The 21,394-nt window shown below is 73.2% G+C and carries 22 protein-coding genes; 10 read left to right on the top strand and 12 right to left on the bottom strand.

Annotated features, from left to right (window positions below):
- Window positions 1–111 precede the first annotated feature (111 nt).
- Window positions 112–2,007: an acyltransferase family protein gene (locus CK485_RS10540; RefSeq protein ID WP_109449339.1), complete on the top strand. Its 1,896-nt coding sequence runs from the start codon at window positions 112–114 to the stop codon at window positions 2,005–2,007.
- A gap of 30 nt (window positions 2,008–2,037) precedes the next feature.
- On the opposite strand, the gene CK485_RS30060 is transcribed toward CK485_RS10540, so the two are convergent.
- The gene (locus CK485_RS30060; RefSeq protein WP_275124605.1) at window positions 2,038–3,021 is read right to left on the bottom strand and encodes a helix-turn-helix domain-containing protein; all 984 of its coding nucleotides are present in this window, start codon (window positions 3,019–3,021) and stop codon (window positions 2,038–2,040) included.
- A gap of 168 nt (window positions 3,022–3,189) precedes the next feature.
- Between CK485_RS30060 and CK485_RS10530 the strand changes: the two genes are divergently transcribed.
- Window positions 3,190–3,945: a G1 family glutamic endopeptidase gene (locus CK485_RS10530; protein ID WP_109449337.1), complete on the top strand. Its 756-nt coding sequence runs from the start codon at window positions 3,190–3,192 to the stop codon at window positions 3,943–3,945.
- A 28-nt stretch (window positions 3,946–3,973) separates the two neighbouring features.
- On the opposite strand, the gene CK485_RS10525 is transcribed toward CK485_RS10530, so the two are convergent.
- The 6 genes from CK485_RS10525 to CK485_RS10510 form a co-directional block, all read right to left on the bottom strand.
- Complete coding sequence (locus CK485_RS10525; RefSeq protein ID WP_241968270.1) at window positions 3,974–4,798, bottom strand: DUF1345 domain-containing protein; 825 nt, start codon at window positions 4,796–4,798, stop codon at window positions 3,974–3,976.
- Between the two features lie 28 nt (window positions 4,799–4,826).
- The gene (gene fahA / locus CK485_RS10520) at window positions 4,827–6,077 is read right to left on the bottom strand and encodes a fumarylacetoacetase (protein ID WP_109449335.1); all 1,251 of its coding nucleotides are present in this window, start codon (window positions 6,075–6,077) and stop codon (window positions 4,827–4,829) included.
- Window positions 6,078–6,163: 86 nt separating this feature from the next.
- Entirely contained in the window at window positions 6,164–6,331 is a 168-nt protein-coding gene (locus CK485_RS28745) for a hypothetical protein (protein ID WP_158288200.1), read from the bottom strand.
- A 226-nt stretch (window positions 6,332–6,557) separates the two neighbouring features.
- The gene (locus tag CK485_RS10515; RefSeq protein ID WP_199239309.1) at window positions 6,558–7,124 is read right to left on the bottom strand and encodes a winged helix-turn-helix domain-containing protein; all 567 of its coding nucleotides are present in this window, start codon (window positions 7,122–7,124) and stop codon (window positions 6,558–6,560) included.
- A gap of 86 nt (window positions 7,125–7,210) precedes the next feature.
- Window positions 7,211–7,339, bottom strand: a complete 129-nt coding sequence (locus CK485_RS30055; protein ID WP_275124604.1) for a hypothetical protein — start codon at window positions 7,337–7,339, stop codon at window positions 7,211–7,213.
- Between the two features lie 228 nt (window positions 7,340–7,567).
- On the bottom strand, window positions 7,568–8,797 hold the full coding sequence (locus CK485_RS10510) for an acyl-CoA dehydrogenase family protein (RefSeq protein ID WP_109452743.1): 1,230 nt from the start codon (window positions 8,795–8,797) through the stop codon (window positions 7,568–7,570).
- Window positions 8,798–9,010: 213 nt separating this feature from the next.
- Between CK485_RS10510 and CK485_RS10505 the strand changes: the two genes are divergently transcribed.
- Window positions 9,011–9,658: a TetR family transcriptional regulator gene (locus CK485_RS10505; protein WP_109449333.1), complete on the top strand. Its 648-nt coding sequence runs from the start codon at window positions 9,011–9,013 to the stop codon at window positions 9,656–9,658.
- A 69-nt stretch (window positions 9,659–9,727) separates the two neighbouring features.
- Here the strand turns inward: CK485_RS10505 and def are convergent, their stop codons facing one another.
- Window positions 9,728–10,261 carry a peptide deformylase gene (gene def / locus CK485_RS10500; RefSeq protein WP_109449331.1) on the bottom strand — a complete coding sequence of 178 codons (534 nt, stop codon included), beginning with the start codon at window positions 10,259–10,261 and terminating at the stop codon, window positions 9,728–9,730.
- A 265-nt stretch (window positions 10,262–10,526) separates the two neighbouring features.
- Between def and CK485_RS10495 the strand changes: the two genes are divergently transcribed.
- The 7 genes from CK485_RS10495 (at window position 10,527) to CK485_RS10470 (ending at window position 17,109) form a co-directional block, all read left to right on the top strand.
- The gene (locus tag CK485_RS10495) at window positions 10,527–11,765 is read left to right on the top strand and encodes a MurT ligase domain-containing protein (protein ID WP_109449329.1); all 1,239 of its coding nucleotides are present in this window, start codon (window positions 10,527–10,529) and stop codon (window positions 11,763–11,765) included.
- Between the two features lie 40 nt (window positions 11,766–11,805).
- Window positions 11,806–12,537 (top strand): glutamine amidotransferase, encoded by a 732-nt coding sequence (locus CK485_RS10490; RefSeq protein ID WP_109449327.1) that lies wholly within the window; start codon window positions 11,806–11,808, stop codon window positions 12,535–12,537.
- Window positions 12,538–12,646: 109 nt separating this feature from the next.
- Window positions 12,647–13,672 carry a 6-phosphofructokinase gene (locus CK485_RS10485; RefSeq protein ID WP_109449325.1) on the top strand — a complete coding sequence of 342 codons (1,026 nt, stop codon included), beginning with the start codon at window positions 12,647–12,649 and terminating at the stop codon, window positions 13,670–13,672.
- A gap of 133 nt (window positions 13,673–13,805) precedes the next feature.
- A complete protein-coding gene (locus tag CK485_RS10480) occupies window positions 13,806–14,780 on the top strand; it encodes a cytochrome c oxidase assembly protein (protein WP_109449323.1) in 975 nt (324 codons plus the stop codon).
- 154 nt (window positions 14,781–14,934) lie between these two features.
- Window positions 14,935–15,093, top strand: coding sequence for a hypothetical protein (locus CK485_RS29020; protein WP_199239308.1), 159 nt, complete (start codon window positions 14,935–14,937; stop codon window positions 15,091–15,093).
- Between the two features lie 135 nt (window positions 15,094–15,228).
- Window positions 15,229–15,945 (top strand): lysophospholipid acyltransferase family protein, encoded by a 717-nt coding sequence (locus CK485_RS10475; RefSeq protein ID WP_109449321.1) that lies wholly within the window; start codon window positions 15,229–15,231, stop codon window positions 15,943–15,945.
- 144 nt (window positions 15,946–16,089) lie between these two features.
- Window positions 16,090–17,109, top strand: a complete 1,020-nt coding sequence (locus CK485_RS10470) for an NAD-dependent epimerase/dehydratase family protein (protein ID WP_109449319.1) — start codon at window positions 16,090–16,092, stop codon at window positions 17,107–17,109.
- A gap of 58 nt (window positions 17,110–17,167) precedes the next feature.
- On the opposite strand, the gene CK485_RS10465 is transcribed toward CK485_RS10470, so the two are convergent.
- The 4 genes from CK485_RS10465 to ureG form a co-directional block, all read right to left on the bottom strand.
- Entirely contained in the window at window positions 17,168–17,836 is a 669-nt protein-coding gene (locus tag CK485_RS10465) for a DUF1707 domain-containing protein (RefSeq protein ID WP_109449317.1), read from the bottom strand.
- A gap of 209 nt (window positions 17,837–18,045) precedes the next feature.
- Entirely contained in the window at window positions 18,046–19,665 is a 1,620-nt protein-coding gene (locus tag CK485_RS10460) for an alpha/beta hydrolase (RefSeq protein ID WP_241968269.1), read from the bottom strand.
- Window positions 19,666–19,808: 143 nt separating this feature from the next.
- Complete coding sequence (locus CK485_RS10455; protein WP_109452741.1) at window positions 19,809–20,642, bottom strand: urease accessory protein UreD; 834 nt, start codon at window positions 20,640–20,642, stop codon at window positions 19,809–19,811.
- A gap of 50 nt (window positions 20,643–20,692) precedes the next feature.
- A complete protein-coding gene (gene ureG, locus CK485_RS10450; RefSeq protein WP_199239307.1) occupies window positions 20,693–21,388 on the bottom strand; it encodes an urease accessory protein UreG in 696 nt (231 codons plus the stop codon).
- Between the last annotated feature and the right edge of the window lie 6 nt (window positions 21,389–21,394).

Below are 21,394 nucleotides of genomic sequence, written 5' to 3'. Positions count from 1 at the left end.
GCCCTGACGTGCGTCTCGTCACACCACGCGCCCGCCCGCGGCCCGCATGGCCCTCGGCAATCAGCGGCAGCCCTGCGGCGAACCCGTACCCGCAGGACCGACATTGGGGCCATGAGCACCGAAACGACGTCGATCGCCGAAGCCCCGCCCGCCCGGCAGGCGCACGAGGCCCCCACCCGGGTGCGCGGTCTCGACGGCCTGCGCGCGGTGGCCGTGGTGTCCGTGGTCACCTACCACGTGCACGCCTCCTGGCTGCCCGGCGGCTTCCTCGGCGTCGACCTGTTCTTCGTCATCAGCGGCTACCTCATCACCAGCCTGCTCACGGCGGAACGCGCCCGTACCGGACGCTTCCGGCTGGGCGCGTTCTGGATCCGCCGGGCCCGCAGGCTGCTGCCGGCGATGTGGGCGGTGCTCACGCTGGCCGCCTGCACGGCGACCCTGGCCGGCGGCGACACCTACGCGGGGCTGCGCGGCAACGTGGTGGCGGCGCTGACGTACAGCAGCAACTGGTGGCAGATCGCCCAGCACGACGCGTACTTCACCGGGGTGGGCGGCAAGCCGGTGCTCCAGCACCTGTGGTCGCTCGCCGTCGAGGAGCAGTTCTACGTACTGTGGCCGCTGCTGCTGTGGTGCCTGATGGCCGTCCTGCGCAGGCGGCGCGACCAGGCTGCGGTCACCCTCGCGCTGGCGGCGGCGTCGTTCACGGCGATGGCGCTGATGTACACCCCGGACACCGACACCTCCCGTGTCTACTACGGCACCGACACCCACGGCGGCGGTCTGCTGCTGGGCGCGGCGGCGGCCCTCGTGCTGCCGCTCGCGCGGGCCACCGCGCTGCGCGGGCGCACGCACCTGCGAGCCCTCGACGCGCTCGGCGGGGGCGGGCTGCTGGCGCTCGTGGTCGCCGCCTGGCTGCTGGACGGGACGGGCGCCGCGGTCTACCAGGGCGGCCTCGCGCTGTCCTGCGTGGCGGCGGTGGCGGTCACGGTGGCCGCGGCGGGGCCCGGCCGGTTCGCCCGGGTGCTGTCCGCACGGCCGCTGGTGTGGGTGGGCCGCAGGTCGTACGGCATCTACCTGTGGCACTGGCCGATCATCGCCTGCCTCACCGGGGTGGCCCCCGGGTTCGCCGCCTCCGCCGCCGGGCGCGTGACGATGCTGGGGCTGACCGCCGTCTTCGCCGTCACCTCCTACCGCGTGCTGGAGGAGCCGCTGATCCGGCTGGGGGTGCGCGGCTATCTGACACAGGCGCGGCGGTGGTTCGTCGCCCGGGCCGAGGCGCGGCCCCGGCAGGCGCTGGCGATGGCGGTCGCCGGGGCGGGCGTGGTCACGGTGGCCTGCATCGGCGTCAGCCACGCGCCCACCAGCACCGGCCTTGAAGCACAGATCGCGGCGGGCGAGCGGGCCGCCGCCGCGGCGGCCCCGCACACGTCCGCGGCCCCCGCGGCCGCGGACATGACGGGCGGCAGGCGCGCGGCCGTGGCGAAGACGGCCCCGGGCGCCCACGACGCCCCCGGTGTCCCGGGCGACGAGATCACCGCCATCGGGGACTCCGTCATGCTGGCGTCCACCGACGCCCTGGAGCAGGCCATGCCGGGCATCGATGTGGTGGCCAAGGTCGGCCGCCAGATGGACGCGGCGCCGGACGTACTGCGACAGTTGGCGGCCCAGGGCAAGCTGCGGCGCGTGGTGGTGATCGGCCTCGGCACGAACGGCGACTTCTCCGACGCGACCATCGCCGACGTCCTGCGCATCACCGGCCCGAGCCGCACGGTCGCGTTCATCAACACCTACGTGCCCCGGTCATGGGAGTCCACGGTCAACTCGGCGCTGCGGCGGGCGGTACGCACCCATCCGGGCACGGTGCTGGTGGACTGGCACGACGCCATCGCCAAGCAGCCGCAGCGGTTGTGGACGGACAACACCCACCCGCGCCCCTCCGGCACCGGTGTCTACGCGGACGCGATCCGTTCGGCGCTGGAATCCGCGGCGGGAAGCACGGCCCCGTGAGAACGGGACGCGAGGCCCGGTGACGGCGGTTCACAACAGCCCCGCGCGGGCGGCCTGGATGCCCGCCTGGAACCGGGTACGGGCACCGAGCGCGTCCATGACCTCGCGCACCCAGCGCTGCACCGTGCGCGGGGAGACGCCCAGTTGCCTGGCGATGCTGTCGTCGGTGAACCCGGCCGACAGGAGCGTCAGCAGCTCGGTCCTGCGGTCCGGCTCCGCGCGGTCGGCGCGCGCCTGCGGCACCCTGACCGCGCGCTGCCAGTACGCCTCGAACATGCCCGAAAGGGCGTCCAGCAACGAGGAGGCGCGCACCAGGACCGCCCCGTGCAGTTCCGCGCCCGAGGCCACCGGCAGCATCGCCCAGCGGTCGTCGACGACGGCCAGTTTGCAGGGCAGTTCGGGGAGCATCCTGGCCTCCTCGCCCGCCTCGACGACCTCCCTGATCTCGGCGAGGCGGCCCGGCGCGCTCACCGATCCCGCCTCGTAGACCGCGCGCACCCGCACCCCGCGGTCCAGCAGCGCGTGCTCCACGGCCGGATCGGAACGGACGATGTGCGGCGGCTTGTCGAACATCGCGAGGCTGCGCCGGGCGCCGTCCTGCAACTGCCGCCACCGCTCGGCGATCGCCGCCTGCCCGGTGACCACCTCCACCAGGTCGTCCGCGTGCGGGCGGTGGGCGCGCCGGTAGGCCCGCATCAGCTCCGCGACCCGGCCCCGGGTGCGCAGCAGTTCCTCCTCCCGGCGCAGCAGCAGTGCCTCGACCGCGACGTCGGGGGCGGCGGCCGACCAACGTGCGCCCTCGCCGTCGTGCCGGTTTACTAGTCCGTGTTCGGTGAGCGCGGCGAGCAGCCGCTCGGCGCGTTCGGCCGTGGTTCCCAGCTCGGCGGCGAGCTCGGCCGCGGTGCGGTGCGGTGCGGCCAGGACCCTTAAGTACGCGGTCTGTTCGTGTTCGGGGATGCCGAGGCCCTCGAGCCAGCCACCCTGGGCCCCGCGGCTTCCGCTTGGTACCACCATGACTGCCTTCCGGCCGTGCGTGTCACCCGTTCGCATCATGTCATGTTCTCGCCATGGCGGGTTCCGGATCCGCGGATCCCCTTGAGGCCGCTCCTGGCCCCGCCCACGATGAACCCCGGTCCGATCGGCCCCCACCCATCCCTCCTTCCCCCACAGGAGATTCGGCCCATGGCCACGCATTCAGCCAGACGGAACCTGTCCAGGACCCGCACGGCCGCAGCGGCGATGCTGCTCGCCGCCGCCCTGATACCGGTGGGCACCGGCACCTCCGTCGCCGCGACGCACACTTTCGCCCCGTTCGCGAAGAGCTTCCAGGACAGCAACTGGGGCGGGTACGTCGCGCAGGGTTCGTTCAGCAGCATCAGCGGCAGCTGGACGGAACCGCAGGTGACCTGCAACTCCTCCGACGACCTGTTCGCCCCGTGGGTCGGCCTGGACGGCTACGGCTCCCAGACGGTGGAGCAGACCGGCGTGCAGACCGACTGCTCCAGCGGGCAGCCCGTGCTGTCCGCGTGGTACGAGATGTACCCGGCCGCCCCGGTCTACTGGAACGACCCGGTCTCCGAGGGCGACAGCATGACCGCCAGCGTGGTGTCCGACGGAGGCGGCGACTACACGCTGACCCTGACCGACAACACCCAGGGCTGGACCGAGCACACCGACCAGAACCTCGGGGCGCAGAACGCCAGCGCCGAGGCGGTCATCGAATCGCCCTCGCAGAGCTACCCGTCCTTCGACGAGCTGGACTTCAGCGGCGTCACCGTGGACGGACAACCGTTCGACAACGCCAACCCGCAGCCCCTCGACAGCGGGGGCTACACCCCCGGGCCCCTGCAGAACGGCTCGTTCTCGATGACGCCGGGCGGCGACGTCGCCCGAACGCAGCAATCGCACCATCTGCGTCCCGGCAGCATCCGCTACTGACGCGGGCCCGGTGATCGCGCGGGCGGTCTCACTTGAGGATGTTGACCGCCCGCGCGATCACCAGCACCACGGTGACCAGCGAGATCACCGACTGCACCAGCATCAGCAGCTTGGCCCAGCGCGACATCGGCATCACGTCCGTCGGGCTGAACGCGGTGCCGTTGGTGAACGCCAGGTAGAGGTAGTCCACGAAGTTCGGCTCCCAGTGCGGGGGCGACAGCTCGCGTTCCTGCATCTGCGGGAAGAGGAAGTCCGGGTACGGCCTCGTCCCGGCCGCCCGGCTCGCCGGTCCGCCGCGGTCCCACTCCCAGTACCACAGGCCGAACGCGATCACATTGGTGATCCAGATCCCGCCGCCGGTCATCAGCAGCGGTCCGGCGTCAGCGCCCTCCGTCCCCAGCAGCAGGCCGCGCACCAGTGAGATCGCCGACCACCCGTTCGCCAGGCTGACCAGCGCGGTCAGCACCAGGCTCGCGGTGCGCAGCGACGCCGCGCCCATCCGCTCGCGGGCCGGGTCCACCGCGACCAGTCCGGCCATCAACACCAGTTCCAGCAGCGGCAGCAGCCAGTGCGGGTGGAAGGTCAGCCGTTCGGGCAGCGCCCACTGCACCGCCACCGCGACCAGCAGCGCGCAACTGACCGCCCAGCGCGGCTCGCGCACCGTGGCGCGTCGCCAGGCAGGCGGACCGGTGCGCGCGGTAGGCGCCTCGGCCGCCCCGGCGGCGCCCTCCGCGGTCGTCAGCAGCCGCTCCATCCGGTCGAGACCGGCGTGGAGCTGGCCGCTGAGCTGCCCGAGGGACGCCGCCGGGCCCTGGCCGGCGGACGGCTCGTTCGTTCCGTCGCTGTCACGCATGGACCCTGCGTATCACGCGGCGGCGCGGTCACCCGGCCGCGGGGGCGATCCGGCCGGTCACCTCGCCCAGATCCACCCGGCCGCCGTCCGGTCCCGGCGCCCAGGCGGAGATCGTCACCTCGTCGCCGTCCTCCAGGTAACCGCGGGTCGAGCCGTCGGGGAGGGTGAGCGGCTCGCGGCCGTTCCAGGTCGACTCCAGCAGGCAGCCGCGCTCGTCGTCGGCGGGGCCGCTGACCGTACCGGACGCGAACAGGTCGCCGGTGCGCAACACGGCGCCGTTGACGGTGAGATGGGCCAGCTGCTGGGCGACCGTCCAGTACATCGTGGAGAACGGCGGGCGGGCGACCACCTGGCCGTTGATCGCGACGTCCAGCCGCAGGTCGAGTCCCCATTCGGGCAGCTTCGCGTCGTCCAGGTACGGCAGCAGCGCGACGTCCCGCGCCGGGGGCGCCACCCGGGCCGCCGAGAAGGCCTGGAGGGGAACGATCCACGGCGAGACGGACGTGGCGAAGGACTTGCCCAGGAAGGGCCCGAGCGGCACGTACTCCCACGCCTGGATGTCGCGCGCCGACCAGTCGTTGACCAGGCAGACGCCGAAGACGTGGTCCTCGACCGCGTCCAGGCCGACCCGCTCGCCCGCTGTCGTCGGCGTGCCGACGACGAAGCCCACCTCGGCCTCGTAGTCCAGCCGCACGGAGGGGCCGTAGACCGGTGCCGGGTCGTCGGGTCCCTTGCGCTGGCCGCACGGCCGCACGACCTCGGTGCCGGAGACCACGATCGAACCCGCGCGGCCGTGGTAACCGATGGGCAGGTGCTTCCAGTTGGGGGTGAGCGCGGCGCCGTTCGGGCGGAAGATCTCGCCGACCCGGGTCGCGTGGTGCTCGCTCGCGTAGAAGTCGACGTAGTCGGCGACCTCGAAGGGCAGGTGCAAGGTGACGTCGGCCAGCGGGAGCCAGAACGGCTCGATCGCGTCGCGGTGGCGGTCGTCCGTCAGCCATTCGGTCAGCCGGGCGCGGACCCGGTCCCAGGCCGGACGTCCCGCCGCCAGCAGCGGGTTGAGCGTGGCGTGGCCGAGCAGGGCCGCCTCGGCGTCGGCGCCCAGCGCGCGGGCAGCCGCGCTGGCGTCGAGCACGCGGTCGTACAGCCGGACCCCGACCCGTCGCAGGTCAGGGGCGTCGGCGGTGCTGAAGACCCCGTAAGGGAGGGTCCGCGGCCCGAAGGGGCTGTCGTGGCCGGCCGGGTTCCGCTCGGCCGCGCCCTGCGGGGTGTCTGTTGGCATCGGTGGCGCCTCGCCTTCCACGTCGTGGGTGAACGCGGTGCAAGGCTACGGGCTCGCTCCTGTGCCGCGCCGCCCGGGTGAGCGGGTCACCAGCGCCTGAGCGCCATCAGCCGTCGCCGAACGTCGGTGCGCTGGGGCTGGCGGGGCACGAACGCGGCGGGCCGCTCGTCCCGCTCCTGTGCCGCGTCGTCCTCGTCCTCGGCGGAGAGGGCGGCGGTGTCGAGTCGCTGGTCGGGGTCGCTGGTGGCGTTCATGGCCGGGTGTCCTTCGCGGTCGGTACGGGCGGTACGCAGGGCCGGGGTGCCCCGCGACCGCCAACGGCCCGAAGACCGCCGGGGTCACGGGTTCTCCCCGGGGAGGACGTGATGTGCGCCTTCCCACCGCGTTGTCGCCCATTCCGGTCGCGTCGCGATCGCCTCCGCGTCGCTTTCCGGTCGTCTCGTGGTCGCGTTCCGCCCGGGGCGGGCGGGACGCGGAGCGTCAACTGGTGCTGACGGGAGCGTACTTGTAACCGACGCGCCGCACCGTCACGATGCCGGAACGGTGGACGGGTCCGAGCTTGCGGCGCAGCCGGGCGATGTGGACGTCGACCGTGCGGCCGTCGCCGACGTGCCCGTACCCCCACACCGTGGTCACCAACTGGTCGCGGGTGTGCACCCGGTGCGGATGCGCCACCAGGTGGGCCAGCAGTTCGAACTCCAGGTACGTCAGGTCCAGCGGACGGCCCTCGACGCCGGCGGTGCGCCGCTCGGGGTCGATCCGGATCGGGTCGTCGCGGACCGCGTCGACCGCCTCGACGATCCGCTCCGCGGCGGTGGCGGCGGGCGGCGCCTGGTCCGCGGGGACCAGGACGAGATAGCCGACCATCGGCGGCTGGCCGGCCCGCGCGGGCAGCGCGTGCCCGGGGGCGGGCATCCAGGTGGCGCCGGGCGGCAGGAAGTCGGGCACCGGCACGACGTCGTCGGGCCGCACGGCCCGCAGCCGCTGGCGGGAGGCGACCGGGGTGCGCAGGGACTGGGTGTTGGACAGGTTCGACAGGTTCGACATGGTCTCGGCTCTTTCGCGCGAAGGGGCGTCGGGTGGACGTCCGCGCGGTGCCGGTGCGCCGATGGGGCCGGCCGGTGCGGTACCGGTCAGCGCTGGGCGCGGGGCCGCGCGGGGAACGCGCGGCAACACTCCCGGTCGAAGTGGTGGGCCTGCCGGGACGGCCAGAACGGTTCGAGGTCGGTGCGACCCGTCGCGTTCTCGATCAAGCTGGCCATGTCCCCATTCAACCAGACGAGGGGCGGTCGCGGCCAAGCCGCGGGCCGAAAAGAGAAGCCGGGCGCCGCACGGGGGAAGCGGCGCCCGACACCTTGAGCATAACGGACGGCTGCGCGATACAACTAATCGTACCGAGCGGCCCGTTGCGAGGATTTCTGCCTTTCCGGGCCGCCCACTGGCGGGATTCCGTCGCCCCTCCGGAGGGGCGACGGCGGGCTTTTGCCGGGTCAGCGGATCGGCAGGCCGGACAGGGTGCGGGAGATCACCAGGCGCTGGATCTCGCTGGTGCCTTCGAAGATGGTGTAGATGGCGCTGTCCCGGTGCATCCGCTCGACCGGGTACTCGCGGGTGTAGCCGTTGCCGCCGAGGATCTGGATGGCCTGGCCGGTGACCTTCTTGGCCACCTCGCTCGCGTACAGCTTGGACATCGAGCCCTCAGCGGCGGTGAACGGCCGCCCGGCGGTGGCCATCCAGCTCGCCCGCCACACCAGCAGCCGCGCGGCGTCGATCTGGGTGCGCATGTCGGCCAGCTGGAAGGCGACCGCCTGGTTGTCGATGATCGGGCGGCCGAACTGTTCGCGGGTCTTCGCGTAGTCCAGCGCCACCTCGTACGCGGCCCGCGCGGTGCCCACCGCCATGGCGCCGACCGCCGGGCGGGAGGCCTCGAAGGTGGCCATGGCGGCGTTCTTCACCCGCTCGCCGTTGCCCGCCCTGGCCCGCTCACGGGCCCTGGCCAGCCGCTCGTCGAGCTTCTCCTTGCCCCCGAGCAGGCAGCTGCCGGGCACCCGCACGTCCTCCAGTACGACCTCCGCGGTGTGCGAGGCGCGGATGCCGTGCTTCTTGAACTTCTGGCCCTGGGACAGCCCGGGGGTGTCCGGCGGCACGATGAAGGAGGCGTGGCCCTTGGAGCCCAGGTGCGGGTCGACGACCGCGACCACCACGTGCACGTTCGCGATGCCGCCGTTGGTGGCCCAGGTCTTGGTGCCGTTCAGCACCCATTCGTCCTTGGCCTCGTCGTAGACCGCGCGGGTGCGCATGGAGGCGACGTCGGAGCCCGCGTCGGGTTCTGAGGAGCAGAAGGCGGCGACCTTGACGTCGTTCGCGTCGCCGTACATCTGCGGTATCCAGGTGCCGATCTGCTCCTCGGTGCCGTTGGCGAGGACGCCGACGGCGGCGAGTCCGGTGCCGACGATGGACAGCGCGATACCCGCGTCGCCCCAGAACAGCTCCTCCATCGTGAGCGGGATGCCGAGGCCCGTCGGGTCGAAGTACTGCTGCGCGTAGAAGTCGAGCGAGTACAGGCCGATCTTGGCGGCCTCCTGGATCACCGGCCAGGGGGTCTCCTCGCGCTCGTCCCACTCGGCGGCGGCCGGCCGGATCACGTCGGAGGCGAACCCGTGGATCCAGTCGCGTACGGCCTTCTGGTCGTCATTGAGTTCCAGCGCGAAGTCGCCCATGGTCCCCTCCACCCGCCCACGCGCGGTGATGCGGTGCCTCGTTCCAACGTTACTAACGGTAACGCCTATCGTGACCCGAGTGTGTTACCGGCCAGTACGCCCTGTCAACTCGGCGCACGGGCGACCGGCACCCGTACGGCGGAGTGTTACGTTTCGCTCAGCCGCCGAAATCGGCTCGGACGAAGGAACCAATCGGTGGGAGGGGATGCTCGGGTGCAGACCAGCCAGCGCACGGACCAGCAGCGGGCGGCGGAGCGCCGCCGCAAGGAGCTGCTGGAGGCCGCGGACCGCGTCGTGCTGCGCGACGGCCCGGAGGCGTCGATGAACGCCATCGCGGCCGAGGCGGGCATCACCAAGCCGATCCTCTACCGGCACTTCGGCGACAAGAACGGGCTCTACCGCGCCCTCGCCAAGCGGCACACCGACGCCCTGCTGGTCTCCCTGCGCACGGCGCTGGACTCGGCCGACGCCCGCCGCGACCGGGTGGAGGCGACCCTGGACGCCTACCTGACGGCGATCGAGGCCCGCCCGCAGGTCTACCGCTTCCTGATGCACCCCACCGAGCAGGAGTCGGGGGACACCGAGAAGGGCTTCGACGCCGGGCGCCAGTCGGCACCGCTGCTGCGCCGGCTCGGCGAGGAACTCGCGCGGATCATCGCCGAACGCCTCGACCTCGGCCCTGGCGGCGACGAGCTGGCCCGGGTGTGGGGGCACGGGATCGTCGGCATGATGCACGCCGCGGGCGACTGGTGGCTGGGCGAACGCCCCTGCTCCCGCGAGCAGTTGGTCCGTCACCTCGCCGACCTGCTGTGGGGCAGGCTGGCCGCGGCGGCCGACATGCCCGGCGGCCCCGGCCTCTGACCGTCCTGCTGCCCGCGTGACCGCACGGCTCTACGCGGGTCACGCGGGGACCCGGCCCTGGCCGCGCCCCTACCGCAGGGCCCGGCGGCCCGCCCACAGCGCCCGCCGCCTGCGCAGGCCCCGCAGCCGGTCGGTGAAGACGGTGCCCTCCAGGTGGTCGCACTCGTGCTGGAGGCAGCGCGCGAAGAAGCCGGTGCCCTCGACGCGTACCGGGGCGCCGCGCAGGTCCACGCCCTCGACCACGGCGCGGTCGAAGCGCGGGGTGGGCGCCTCGACGCCGGGCAGCGACAGGCAGCCCTCAGGCCCGGTGACCGGCTCGCCGTCGGCCGCGACCAGCCGGGGGTTGACCACGTGGCCCAGGTGCCTGCGGTCCTCGTCGTCGGGGCAGTCGTAGACGAACACCCTCTGCGCGACGCCGACTTGGGGCGCGGCGAGCCCCACCCCGTCCGCCGCGTACATGGTCGCGAACATGTCCTCGACCAGCGCGGCCAGCGCGTCGTCGAAGACCGCCACCTGTCCGGCCGCACGGTGCAGGACCGGTGCGCCGAAGTGGCTCATCGTCCGTACGCTGCCGGAACTGCCGGGGATGCTGCCGAGTCGCATGACGGCAAGCGTAGAGGGCCCGCGCGGGCCTTCCGGGGGCGCCGCGGCGGCGGTCGGCCGTGGCGCGGGTGCGGGGCCGGTCCGCGGAGTCGATAGGCTGATCCGTGACCGAAGCCTCCCGCCGGCGCTGCCGGGCACGACGCGCGGGGACCATCCCCGCACCGCGGCGCGGTGTCACGGCGGACATGTGGGCGCCACCCCTGCCAGGCGGTGGCGCCCGCACGCACGGAGGCGCGGTGCCGGACGCGAGGAGGATCGAAAGACGATGGCAGGCAACTCGGGGCCGCTGTCGCCGCGGGCGAAGCTGGCCGTGACGGCGGGCAAGGCGGCGGCGGCGGTGTCACGTGCGGCGGGCCGCGGCAGCGGATCGGTGATCGGCGGCAAGGTGGCCCTCAAGCTCGACCCCGACCTGCTGGCCCGGCTCGCCACCCACCTGGACGTGGTGCTGGTGTCGGCGACCAACGGCAAGACCACCACCACCAGGCTGATCGCCGAGGCGCTGCGGGCCTCGGGCCCGGTGGTCTCCAACGCGCTGGGCGCCAACATGCCCGCGGGCATCACCTCCGCGCTGGCCGGCGGTTCCGACGCGCGCTACGGCGTGATCGAGGTCGACGAGAAGTACCTGGCCGGCGTCGCCCGGGACGTCACGCCGAAGGCCATCGCGCTGCTCAACCTCTCGCGCGACCAGCTCGACCGCGCCGCGGAGACCCGGATGCTCGCCGAGCGCTGGCGCGAGGGCCTGTCCGGCACCGACGCGGTGGTGGTGGCCAACGCCGACGACCCGCTGGTCGCCTGGGCCGCCTCCTCCTGCCCGACCGTGGTGTGGGTCGCCGCGGGCCAGGAGTGGAAGGACGACGCGTGGTCCTGCCCGTCCTGCGGCGGTGTGCTCCAGCGGCCGGGCGACGACTGGTACTGCGGCGACTGCGGCTTCCGCCGCCCGCCGCCGACCTGGGCGCTGTCCGGTGACTACGTCGTCGCCCCGGACGGGGTCGCCTGGCCGATCCAGTTGCAGCTGCCCGGCCGCGCCAACAAGGCGAACGCGGCCACCTCGGCGGCGGTCGCCGCGGTCTTCGGCGTCGCCCCCAAGGTCGCGCTGGAGCGGATGTACGCGGTCCAGGCGGTCGCCGGACGCTACGACGTCGTCCCGTACCAGGGCCGCGACCTGCGGCTGCTGCTGGCGAAGAACCCGGCGGGCTGGCTGGAGACGTTCTCCCTGATCGACGGACCGCCCGCACCGGTGCTGCTGTCGGTCAACGCCCGCGGCGCGGACGGCACCGACACCTCCTGGCTGTGGGACGTCGACTACACCCGGCTGGCCGGGCACCCGATCTTCGTCATCGGCGACCGCAAGCTGGACCTCGCGGTGCGCCTGGAGGTCGCCGGTCTCGACTTCCGGGTCTGCGCGGACGTGGACGAGGCGGTGCGCTCGGCGCCGCCCGGCCGGATCGAAGTGATCGCCAACTACACCGCCTTCCAGGACCTGCGCCGCGTCGTGGGCAACTGATCCCGGCACCCCGAGCGCACCGACAGCAAGGATTGCGAGCATGAGCGAGACCAGCCTGCGCCTGGTGTGGGTCTACCCGGACCTGCTGAGCACCTACGGCGACCAGGGCAACGCCCTCGTGGTGGAGCGCCGCGCGCAGCAGCGGCACATCCCCGTCTCCCGGATCGACGTGCGGTCCGACCAGGCGGTGCCCACCTCCGGCGACATCTACCTGATCGGCGGCGGTGAGGACCGCCCGCAGCGGCTGGCCGCCGAACGGCTGCGCCGCGACGGCGGGCTGAACCGCGCGGTGGCCAACGGCGCCATCGTCTTCTCGGTCTGCGCGGGCTACCAGATCCTGGGCACCGAGTTCATCAACGACCTGGGCCGCCCGGAACCGGGCCTGGGCATCCTGGACGTGCGCAGCATCCGCAACGACGGACCGCGGCACGTCGGCGACATCCTGGCCGACGTCGACGAGCGGCTGGGCCTGCCGCCGCTGACCGGGTTCGAGAACCACCAGGGCAACACGGTCATCGGCCCGAGCGCCCGCCCGCTGGCCCGGCTGCGGTACGGCAACGGCAACGGCACGGGCGACGGCACCGAGGGCGCGTGGTGCGACACGGTGTTCGGCACGTACGCGCACGGCCCGGTGATGGCCCGCAACCCGCTGTTCGCGGACATGCTGCTGAAGCTGGCGCTGGACGTGCACGCCCTTCCGCCGGTCGACGAGCAGTGGTACGAGGCGCTGCGCGCCGAGCGGATCGCGGCGGCCACGCAGCAGCCCGCCTGAGCCCGCGGTTGGGGACGGCGGTGTCCGCCTGCCGTTAGGCTGGCGGGGTCCATCCGGACGACGGCGTCCGGTCGGCTGGTTACGTTGCAGTGCGGGAGTATCGAGAGCAATGCGTATTGGTGTGCTGACCAGCGGCGGGGACTGCCCCGGACTCAACGCCGTCATCCGGTCCGTGGTGCACCGCGCCGTGGCCGACCACGGCGACGAGGTGATCGGCTTCCACGACGGGTGGAAGGGTCTGCTGGAGTGCGACTACCGGAAGCTCGACCTCGACGCGGTGGGCGGCATCCTTGCCCGCGGCGGCACCATCCTGGGTTCCTCCCGGGTCCGTCCGGAGCACCTGCGCGGCGGCGTGGAGCGCGCCCGCGGCCACGTGGCGGACCTCGGGCTCGACGCCATCATCCCGATCGGCGGCGAGGGCACCTTGAAGGCGGCTCGGCTGCTGTCGGACGCCGGGCTGCCCATCGTGGGGGTGCCGAAGACCATCGACAACGACATCTCCTCGACCGACGTCACCTTCGGCTTCGACACCGCCGTGATGGTGGCCACCGAGGCGCTCGACCGGCTCAAGACCACCGCCGAGTCCCACCAGCGGGTGCTGATCGTCGAGGTGATGGGCCGTCACACCGGCTGGATCGCGCTGCACGCGGGCATGGCGGCCGGCGCGCACGCCATCGTGGTGCCGGAGCGGCCGTTCGACATCGACGAGCTGACCGAACTGGTCGGCAAGCGGTTCGAGGCGGGCAAGAAGTTCGCCATCGTCGTGGTCTCCGAGGGCGCCAAGCCGCGTGAGGGCTCGATGGAGTTCGACAGCGGCGGCACCGACATCTACGGCCACGAGCGGTTCGCCGGAGTGGCCCGGCAGCTGTCGGTGGAGCTGGAGCACCGCCTGCAGAAGGAGGCCCGGCCGGTCATCCTGGGCCACGTCCAGCGCGGCGGCACCCCGACCGCCTACGACCGGGTGCTGGCCACCCGCTTCGGCTGGCACGCGGTGGAGGCCGCGCACAACGGCGACTTCGGCATGATGACGGCGCTGCGCGGCACCGACATCGTGCTGGTGCCGCTGGCCGAGGCGGTCGACCACCTCAAGACGGTGCCCGCCGAGCGGTACGTCGAGGCCGAGTGCGTGCTGTGACGCCGCGCCGAGGCTGAAGGACCGCCCCCGCCCGAAGTCCCGGGCGGGGGCGGTTCTACTCTGGTGCGGGCGCACCGGTCGGAATCGGCACAATCCAGGGTGCGCCGGCTGCTGGCGCGACGGGAGAGTGCGGATGGATCACGGCGGGCACGGAATGTCCGGCATGGGGGGCATGCACATGCCCATGAACCTGCCGCCGTTCAGCTTCGGCCGCGGGCTGGAGTACAGCGACGATCCGTTCTTCCTGGTCGGCTGCCTGCTGGCGCTCGCGCTGTACGGCTGGGCGGTGGCCCGGCTGGTCCGGCGCGGCGACTCCTGGCCGGTGGGCCGCACGATCGTCTGGACGGTCGGCGTGCTCACCGTCGCGCTCACCATGTGCACCAAGCTGAACGACTACGGCATGGTGATGTTCAGCGTCCACATGGTGCAGCACATGATCATCAGCATGCTCTCCCCGATCCTGCTGCTGATGGGCGCCCCGGTCACCCTGACGCTGCGGGCGCTGCCGACCGCCGGGCGTGGGCGCAAGGGGCCGCGCGAGCTGCTGGTGATGCTGCTGCACAGCCGCTACCTGCGGGTGATCACCCATCCGGCGTTCACCATCCCGCTGTTCATCGCGAGTCTGTACGGGCTGTACTTCACCCCGCTGTTCGACGTCCTGATGCGCAGCCGGGCCGGGCACATCGCGATGATGGTGCACTTCCTCGCCGTGGGTCTGATCTTCTTCTGGCCGATCATGGGCGTGGACCCGGGCCCGCACCGGCCGGGCCACGTGATGCGCATCCTGGAGCTGTTCATGGGGATGCCGTTCCACGCGTTCTTCGGCATCGCGCTGATGATGGCCTCGCAGCCGATGGTGAAGACCTACGAGCACCCGCCGGCGTCGCTGGGCATCGACGCGCTGTCCGACCAGCACCTGGCGGGCGGCATCGCCTGGGCGTTCAGCGAGATCCCGTCGGTGCTGGTGCTGATCGCGCTGGTCTTCCAGTGGTACGTCTCCGAGCAGCGCAAGGCCAAGCGCGAGGACCGGGCGGCCGACCGGGACGGCGACCAGGAGCTGGTCGCGTACAACGCCTATCTGGCCTCGCTCCAGGCCCGGGGGCGCTGACCGCGGACTCCGTGCCCCGCCGGGTCTTCCCGGCCCGCCTCGCCGATCGTCGCCCCGTAGCGGATGGGACCGCTGCGGGGCGACGATGGTTTCCGCGGCTCCGGTACGGGGCCCGGGCGGGTCTTCCTCGTGCTGCGCGGAAGGGGGACGGCGGATGACGGGTGCGACGCGGGTGATGACGGCCGCGGCCCTGGCGATGCTGGTGCTGGTGACCGCGTACACGGTCGTGGTGGGCGACAGCGGCTGGCTCTGGCTGGGCTGGGCGACGCTGGCGGTGCTCGCCGGGGGCACGGCACTGGTCGGCAGCCGCTGACCGCGTTCGCGTGGGTCCGCGCCGGGCCTTACACCGGGGTGATGAGGGGAATACTGTGCGTGGCCGCCGCGCGGCGGCCCGCTTCCGGCCCGCCGCCGCCCGTCCGTTCGCCGCCGTACAGGGGAAGGCCCGACCGTGTTCTATTACGTCCTCAAATACGTGATCCTCGGTCCGCTGCTGAGGCTGCTGTTCCGGCCCCGGATCGAGGGGCTGGAGCACGTCCCCGAGGAGGGCGCGGCGATCGTCGCGGGCAACCACCTGTCGTTCTCCGACCACTTCCTGATGCCCGCGATCCTCCCGCGCCGCATCACTTTTCTGGCCAAGCAGGAGTACTTCACGGGCCCGGGCCTCAAGGGCGCGCTGATCGCGGCGTTCTTCCGCAGCGCGGGACAGATCCCGGTCGACCGCACCGGTGGCAGGGCGTCGCAGTCGGCCGTGGAGGAGGCGCTGAAGGTGCTGCGGCGCGGGGAGCTGATGGGCGTCTACCCGGAGGGGACCCGCTCGCACGACGGACGGCTGTACAAGGGCCGCACCGGGGTGGCGGTGATGGCACTGAAGTCCGGCGCGCCGGTGGTGCCCTGCGCGATGGTCGGCACGTTCGAGATCCAGCCGCCCGGCCGGGTGCTGCCGAGGATCCGCCGGGTGACGATCCGGTTCAGCGAGCCGATGGACTTCTCCCGCTTCGCCGGGATGGAGAACGAGCGCTTCGTGCTGCGGTCGGTGGTGGACGAGATCGTCTACGCCATCATGGAGTTGTCGGGGCAGGAGTACGTCGACCGGTACGCGACCGAGGTCAAGGCCGAACTGGCCGCCGCACGCGCCGCCCACCCGAAGCTCCGCCGCTCTGCCTGACGGCGCACCCTGACGACGGATCAGCGTACGGCGAACATCTCTGGCCCACTCCCCCGCCCCACGCGTAGCGTCGGCCCCATGACGACGGGGACGCCGGGGACGACCGGCACAGCGATGACGACAAGGACGCCGGGCACGGCCTTCGTGCTCGGGGCGACAGGGCAGATCGGACGGCCGGCGGTGGCCGCGCTGGCCCGCGACGGCTGGCGGGTGCGCGCGGCGTCGCGGCGCGGTCGGCGGGACGATGCCTGGCCGGACGGCGTGGAGGCCGTCGCGCTCGACCGGGACGAACCGGGCGCGCTGGAGTCGGCACTGGGCGACGGCTGCGACGTGCTGGTGGACTGCGTGGCGTACGGGACGGCGCACGCACGGCAGTTGGCGGCGCTGTCCGGTGCGGTCGGCTCGGCTGTGGTGGTCTCCAGCGCGGCGGTCTACGTGGACGAGCGGGGCCGTGGGTTCGACACACAGGACGAGCCGGACGGCCTGCCCCGCTACCCGGTGCCCATGTCCGAGGCGCAGCCGACGGTGGAACCGGGCGAGGCGACCTACGCGACGCGCAAGGTGGCGCTGGAGCGGGACCTGCTGGCCGCCGACCGGCTGCCGGTGACGCTGCTGCGGGCGGGCGCGGTGCACGGTCCGCACAGCCGCACCCCGCGCGAGCTGTATTTCGTCCAGCGCGCGCTGGACAAGCGCCGGGTGCGGGTGCTGGCCCACCGCGGTGAGAGCCGCTTCCACACCGTGAACACCGCCAACCTGGCGGAGTTGATCCGGCTGGCCGCGCTCAGGCCCGGCGCGCGGGTGCTCAACGCGGTCGATCCCCAGGCGCCCACCGTGGCGGAGATCGGCGCGGCGGTGGACGCGGCGCTGGGGTGGTCCTGCGAGACGGTGCTGGTGGACGGCAAGCCGCCGAGGGAGAACGTGGGCGACACCCCGTGGGCGCTGCCGTACCCCATGGTCCTCGACATGACCGCGGCGGAACGCGAGCTGGGCTACCGCGCGGTCACCGGCTACGCGGAGTCGATGCCCGCGACGGTGGAGTGGATGACCCGCGAGCTGGCCGACCGCGACTGGCGCGAGGCGTTCCCGGACATGGCGGCCTCGTACGGCGACGCGCTCTTCGACTACGCGGCGGAGGACGAGTGGCTGGCCGAGCGGCGCGGTTGACGGCACGCCGGGCGCGCGGCGCGGGCGGCGGAAGCGGGCATGCCGCCCCCGCACGCGCTCAACGCCACTCCCGCCACGGCCACTTGAAGCCGCCGCGCATCACGCGCACGTGACCGAAGAGGGAGCGGCCGGTGATCCGTACGACCGGGCCGTCGTCGCCCTCGGCCTCCCTGCCACCGGGCAACGAGCGCTTGCCGAACAGCGCGGTGCCGGTGTCGTGGACCCGGGCGTTGTCGGGCACCAGGATCTCGATCTTTCCGCAGAACGAGTGGGCGTGGATGACGACTTCGTGGCGCGTGAAGACGGCGTGCCGCAGGTCGATCACGGCGGCGCCGAAGGTCGAGCGCACCACGGTCTCCGGCGGCACCGGCCACTGACCGCCGCGCCGGATCTTGCTGAACACCGCGTGCACGGGCGCCGCGTCGAGGTGCCGGGCGAGCGCCGTCCGGCCTTCGGCGGGCTCCGGCAGGTCCTGGGTGAGGGGCGCGAGTTCGCCGCGGGTGCGGGCCGCGTAGACCGCTTCGAGCCGCTCGGCGTGCTCGTCGGGCGCGAGCCGCCCGGTGGCGAGCGCGTCGGCGAGGATTCCCGCGACCTGGTCGCGCTCCTCGTCGGAGGCGCGCAGGTCGGGCGCGGCGCCGGGCAGCTTGGCCAGGCGCGGACGCCGCGCACCGACGTCGGCCGGGGAGCCGGAGTCGGAACCCGGTGCCGGAACGGCGGTCGAGGACATGCGGCGCCTCCTCGGTCAGGGTGAGCGATGGACGCCGACTCGCTTGACCCGGCGCATAGTTAAGCTATATCGCGATACCACTCTCCCGCAACAAGGTCGCCCGCACCCGCGGATATTGGGCGGTTCCACCGGCTCCGGCGGCCTTGTTCCTCACGCCCGCTCCGGCGCACGCCCTCGGAAAAGGGGCGTGCGCCGGAGCGGGGCCGGGGTCAGCCGGCCGTCGGGAGGTCGGCGGCCTTGGCCTTCGGGGCGGTGCGGGCGGGGGGTCGCGGCGTGGCGTGCGGGGCGCAGGTCACGTCGTGGCCGTCCAGCCTGCCGTCGACGAAGTAGGCGGTGACCCGGTCGTTGACGCAGGGGTTGATTAGGCCGGTGACGCCGTGCGACCCGGCGCCGCGCTCGATGATCATCTCCGAGCCCCCGAGCCTGCGGTGCAGTTCGACCGCGCCCGGGTACGGGGTGGCCGCGTCACGGGTGCTCTGCACGATCAGCACACCGGGCAGGCCCGCGTGCGACCGGACGTCGAGCGGGGTGAGCTGCGGCTCGCGCCAGGTGGCGCACGGCAGGTTCATCGCCGCGTTGGGCCAGGTCATGAGCGGATAGCGGGCGTTCAGCCGGGTGTTGTCACGGTCCCAGACGGCCCAACTCCTCGGCCACGCGGCGTCGTTGCACTCCACCGCGGTGTAGACGGCGTTCTCGTTCTCCGCGGCGACCGCGCCCGGGGACCCGGCCGCGGCGGGGGTGGCGGCCGAGACCAGCGGTTTGGCGTCGCCCGCCACGTACTGGCTCCACGCGCCGGCCACGATCGTCCAGTACTGGTCGTAGTACGGCGCGTTCTGGAAGAACGCGATCAGCTCGGCCGGGCCCACGACACCGCCCAGCGGGTGCGCCGCGGCGGTGGCGCGCAGCTTGAGCCACTGCCGCTCGACGGTGGCGCGGGTGGTGCCGAGGTGGTAGCTCGCGTCGTGCCGGGCGACCCAGTCCTCCCAGTCGTTCCATCGCCCCTGGAACGCCACGTCCTGGTCGAGGTTGTCCCGGTACCAGATGTGGTCGGGGCTGGGTTCCACCACGCTGTCCACCAGCAGGCGGCGTACGTGGGTCGGGAAGAGCGTGGCGTAGACGGCGCCGAGGTAGGTCCCGTAGGAGACCCCCAGATAGTTGATCTTCTTGTCACCGAGTGCGGCACGGATGACGTCCATGTCGCGGGCGGTGTCGGGCGTGGTCAGGTACGGCAGCAGCCTGCCGCCGCGCGCGTGGCAGCCGTCGGCGTACCGCGCGGCCGTCCCGCGCATCGCCAGCTTGTCGGCGGCGTCGCGCGGGACCGGGTCGGGCTTGGGCGCCTTGGCGAAGGCCCCCGGGTCCTCGCACGAGACCGGCGCGGAGTGCCCGACGCCGCGGGGGTCGAATCCCACGAAGTCATAGGCCTTGGCGGTGGCGGCCCAGATCGCGTTCCGGGTGGTCGTCCGGCGCGGGAAGGACAGACCGGAGCCGCCCGGGCCGCCCGGGTTGTAGATCAGCGAGCCCTGGCGCTGCGCCTTGGTGCCGGTGCTGCGCGCGCGGTCGACGGCGAGCTTGATGGTGGGCCCGTTCGGCTTCGCGTAGTCGACCGGCACGGTCACCCAGCCGCACTGGATGGGCGCGGCGAGCTGCCAGTCCGCCGGGCAGGCGGTCCAGTGGATTCCGGCTTCGGCGGCGCGGGCCGCGGCGACGGCCGCCCCGCGGGCCTCGGCCACGCCGGGCGCGCCGCGGTCGGCCGCGTACCCGGCCGGGGCGGTGGCGACGGCTCCCGCGAGCAGGGTGGCGACGGCGCCCAGCACGGTGATGCGTTTCAAGGACTTTCCCCTCCTTGCCGGCGTGCCGCCGTGGTCATGGGCGGTCACGCGGTGTCGGGGCGATCCTTTCTCCATCGCACAGGATTCGCACAGCCCACACAGAGGTTTCTTCATCATTTCGTAAGCTTGGCCAGGCGTCCGCCCTATGACGAGCCGGGGGCGTCCGACCGGCTGACCGGTTGCGCCGAGCCGGGCACGGCGGCCGCCCGGCCCCGGTCCAGCAGCCGACGCAGCGTCAGGCCGTCGTGCGCCAGGGCCGTCACCAGCGCGGCGGGACCCGCCAGTGGGGTCAGCACCCCCTCGCCCCCGCCCGGATCCTCCGTCAGGAGCCGTACGTCCGGCGCGCGTTCGGCGAACTCCGGTGCCACAGTGAGCAGTTGACCGGCCGACCGATAGCCGCCGAGGACCGCGGGGCCCGACCACCCCGGCTCCCCCGGACCGAAGGAGAGTTCCTGGTCGAGCAGCGGGCGCCCGGCCCTGCGCACCGTCAGCCTGCTCACCAGCCGCCCGGTCCGCTCCCCCGCCCGGCCGAGCACCTGCTCCTCCCGGAACACCAGTCGCGCCCCGGCGGCGAGGGTGACGCGGGTGGTCACGGTCAGGTCGCTTCCGGCCGCGGCGATCAACGGCTCGGGCAGCCAGTGCAGTTCGGCGCCCTCGCCCACGCTCAGGTCGACGTCGTACGTCGCGGGGGCGCCGCCGCGACCGGGCAGGGAGACGGTGGCGGCGGCCGATCCGACCCGCAGCCTCGCGCCCGCGAGGACTTCGGCGGAAAGCGTCAGCCGGTCCCCGCCGAGCGGTGCGGTCATCGCCCCGACCACGGTGACGTGCGCCCAGGGTGCGCCGGATCGCGTACGGCGCAGGGCGAACGGGCCGCCGCCGTCCAGCACGGGCAGCGCGGTGCCGCCCCGGCCGTCTGGGGCGGCGACGACGCGGGCTCCGGCGTGGACGCCGCCGGGCGGGAGGGTGGGACGCGGCACCGCGTACGTTGCGGGGGCGGCGCCCGGGGTGGTGGTGAGCACGGGAGGGGTCACGCCGCCGCGGTCCAGGCGGCGAGCCGGGTCCTGACCCAGGTGGCCACCGGCGCGATCCCGTCGGCCCCGGTGAGCGAGGTGAAGACCACGGGCAGGTCACCGCGTTGTGCCTTGGCGTCGCGGGCCATCACCTCCAGGTCGGCGCCGACCAGCGGCGCGAGGTCGGTCTTGTTGACGACCAGCAGGTCGGCGGTGGAGACGCCGGGACCGCCCTTGCGCGGGATCTTGTCGCCGCCCGCCACGTCGATCACGAAGGCCTGCGCGTCCACCAGCCCCCTGGAGAACGTCGCGGTGAGGTTGTCGCCGCCGGACTCGACCAGCACCAGGTCGAGCGGTCCGACCGCCTCCTCCAGGTCCTCGATCGCCTCCAGGTTGGCGGAGATGTCGTCACGGATGGCGGTGTGCGGGCAGGCACCGGTCTCCACGGCCGTGATCCGCTCGGGTGGCAGGACGGCGTTGCGCAGCAGGAACTCGGCGTCCTCGCGGGTGTAGATGTCGTTGGTGACGACGCCGATCGACAACTCGTCGCGCAGCAGCCTGCACAGCGCGGCGACGGTCGCCGTCTTGCCGGACCCGACCGGACCGCCGAACCCGACGCGCAGCGCGCGGCGTCGCCCGCCGGGTCGCGCGTGCGGCGCGTGCAGGGCCGGAGCGTGGCGCTCGGGGTAGGTCTCGGGGTGGTCGAGGTGCACGGTGGC

Source organism: Streptomyces sp. ICBB 8177 (assembly GCF_003144095.1).
Lineage (GTDB): Bacteria > Actinomycetota > Actinomycetes > Streptomycetales > Streptomycetaceae > Streptantibioticus_D.
The sequence above is the reverse complement of the archived record's forward strand: the minus strand, read 5'-3'. Positions and strand labels throughout refer to the sequence as shown.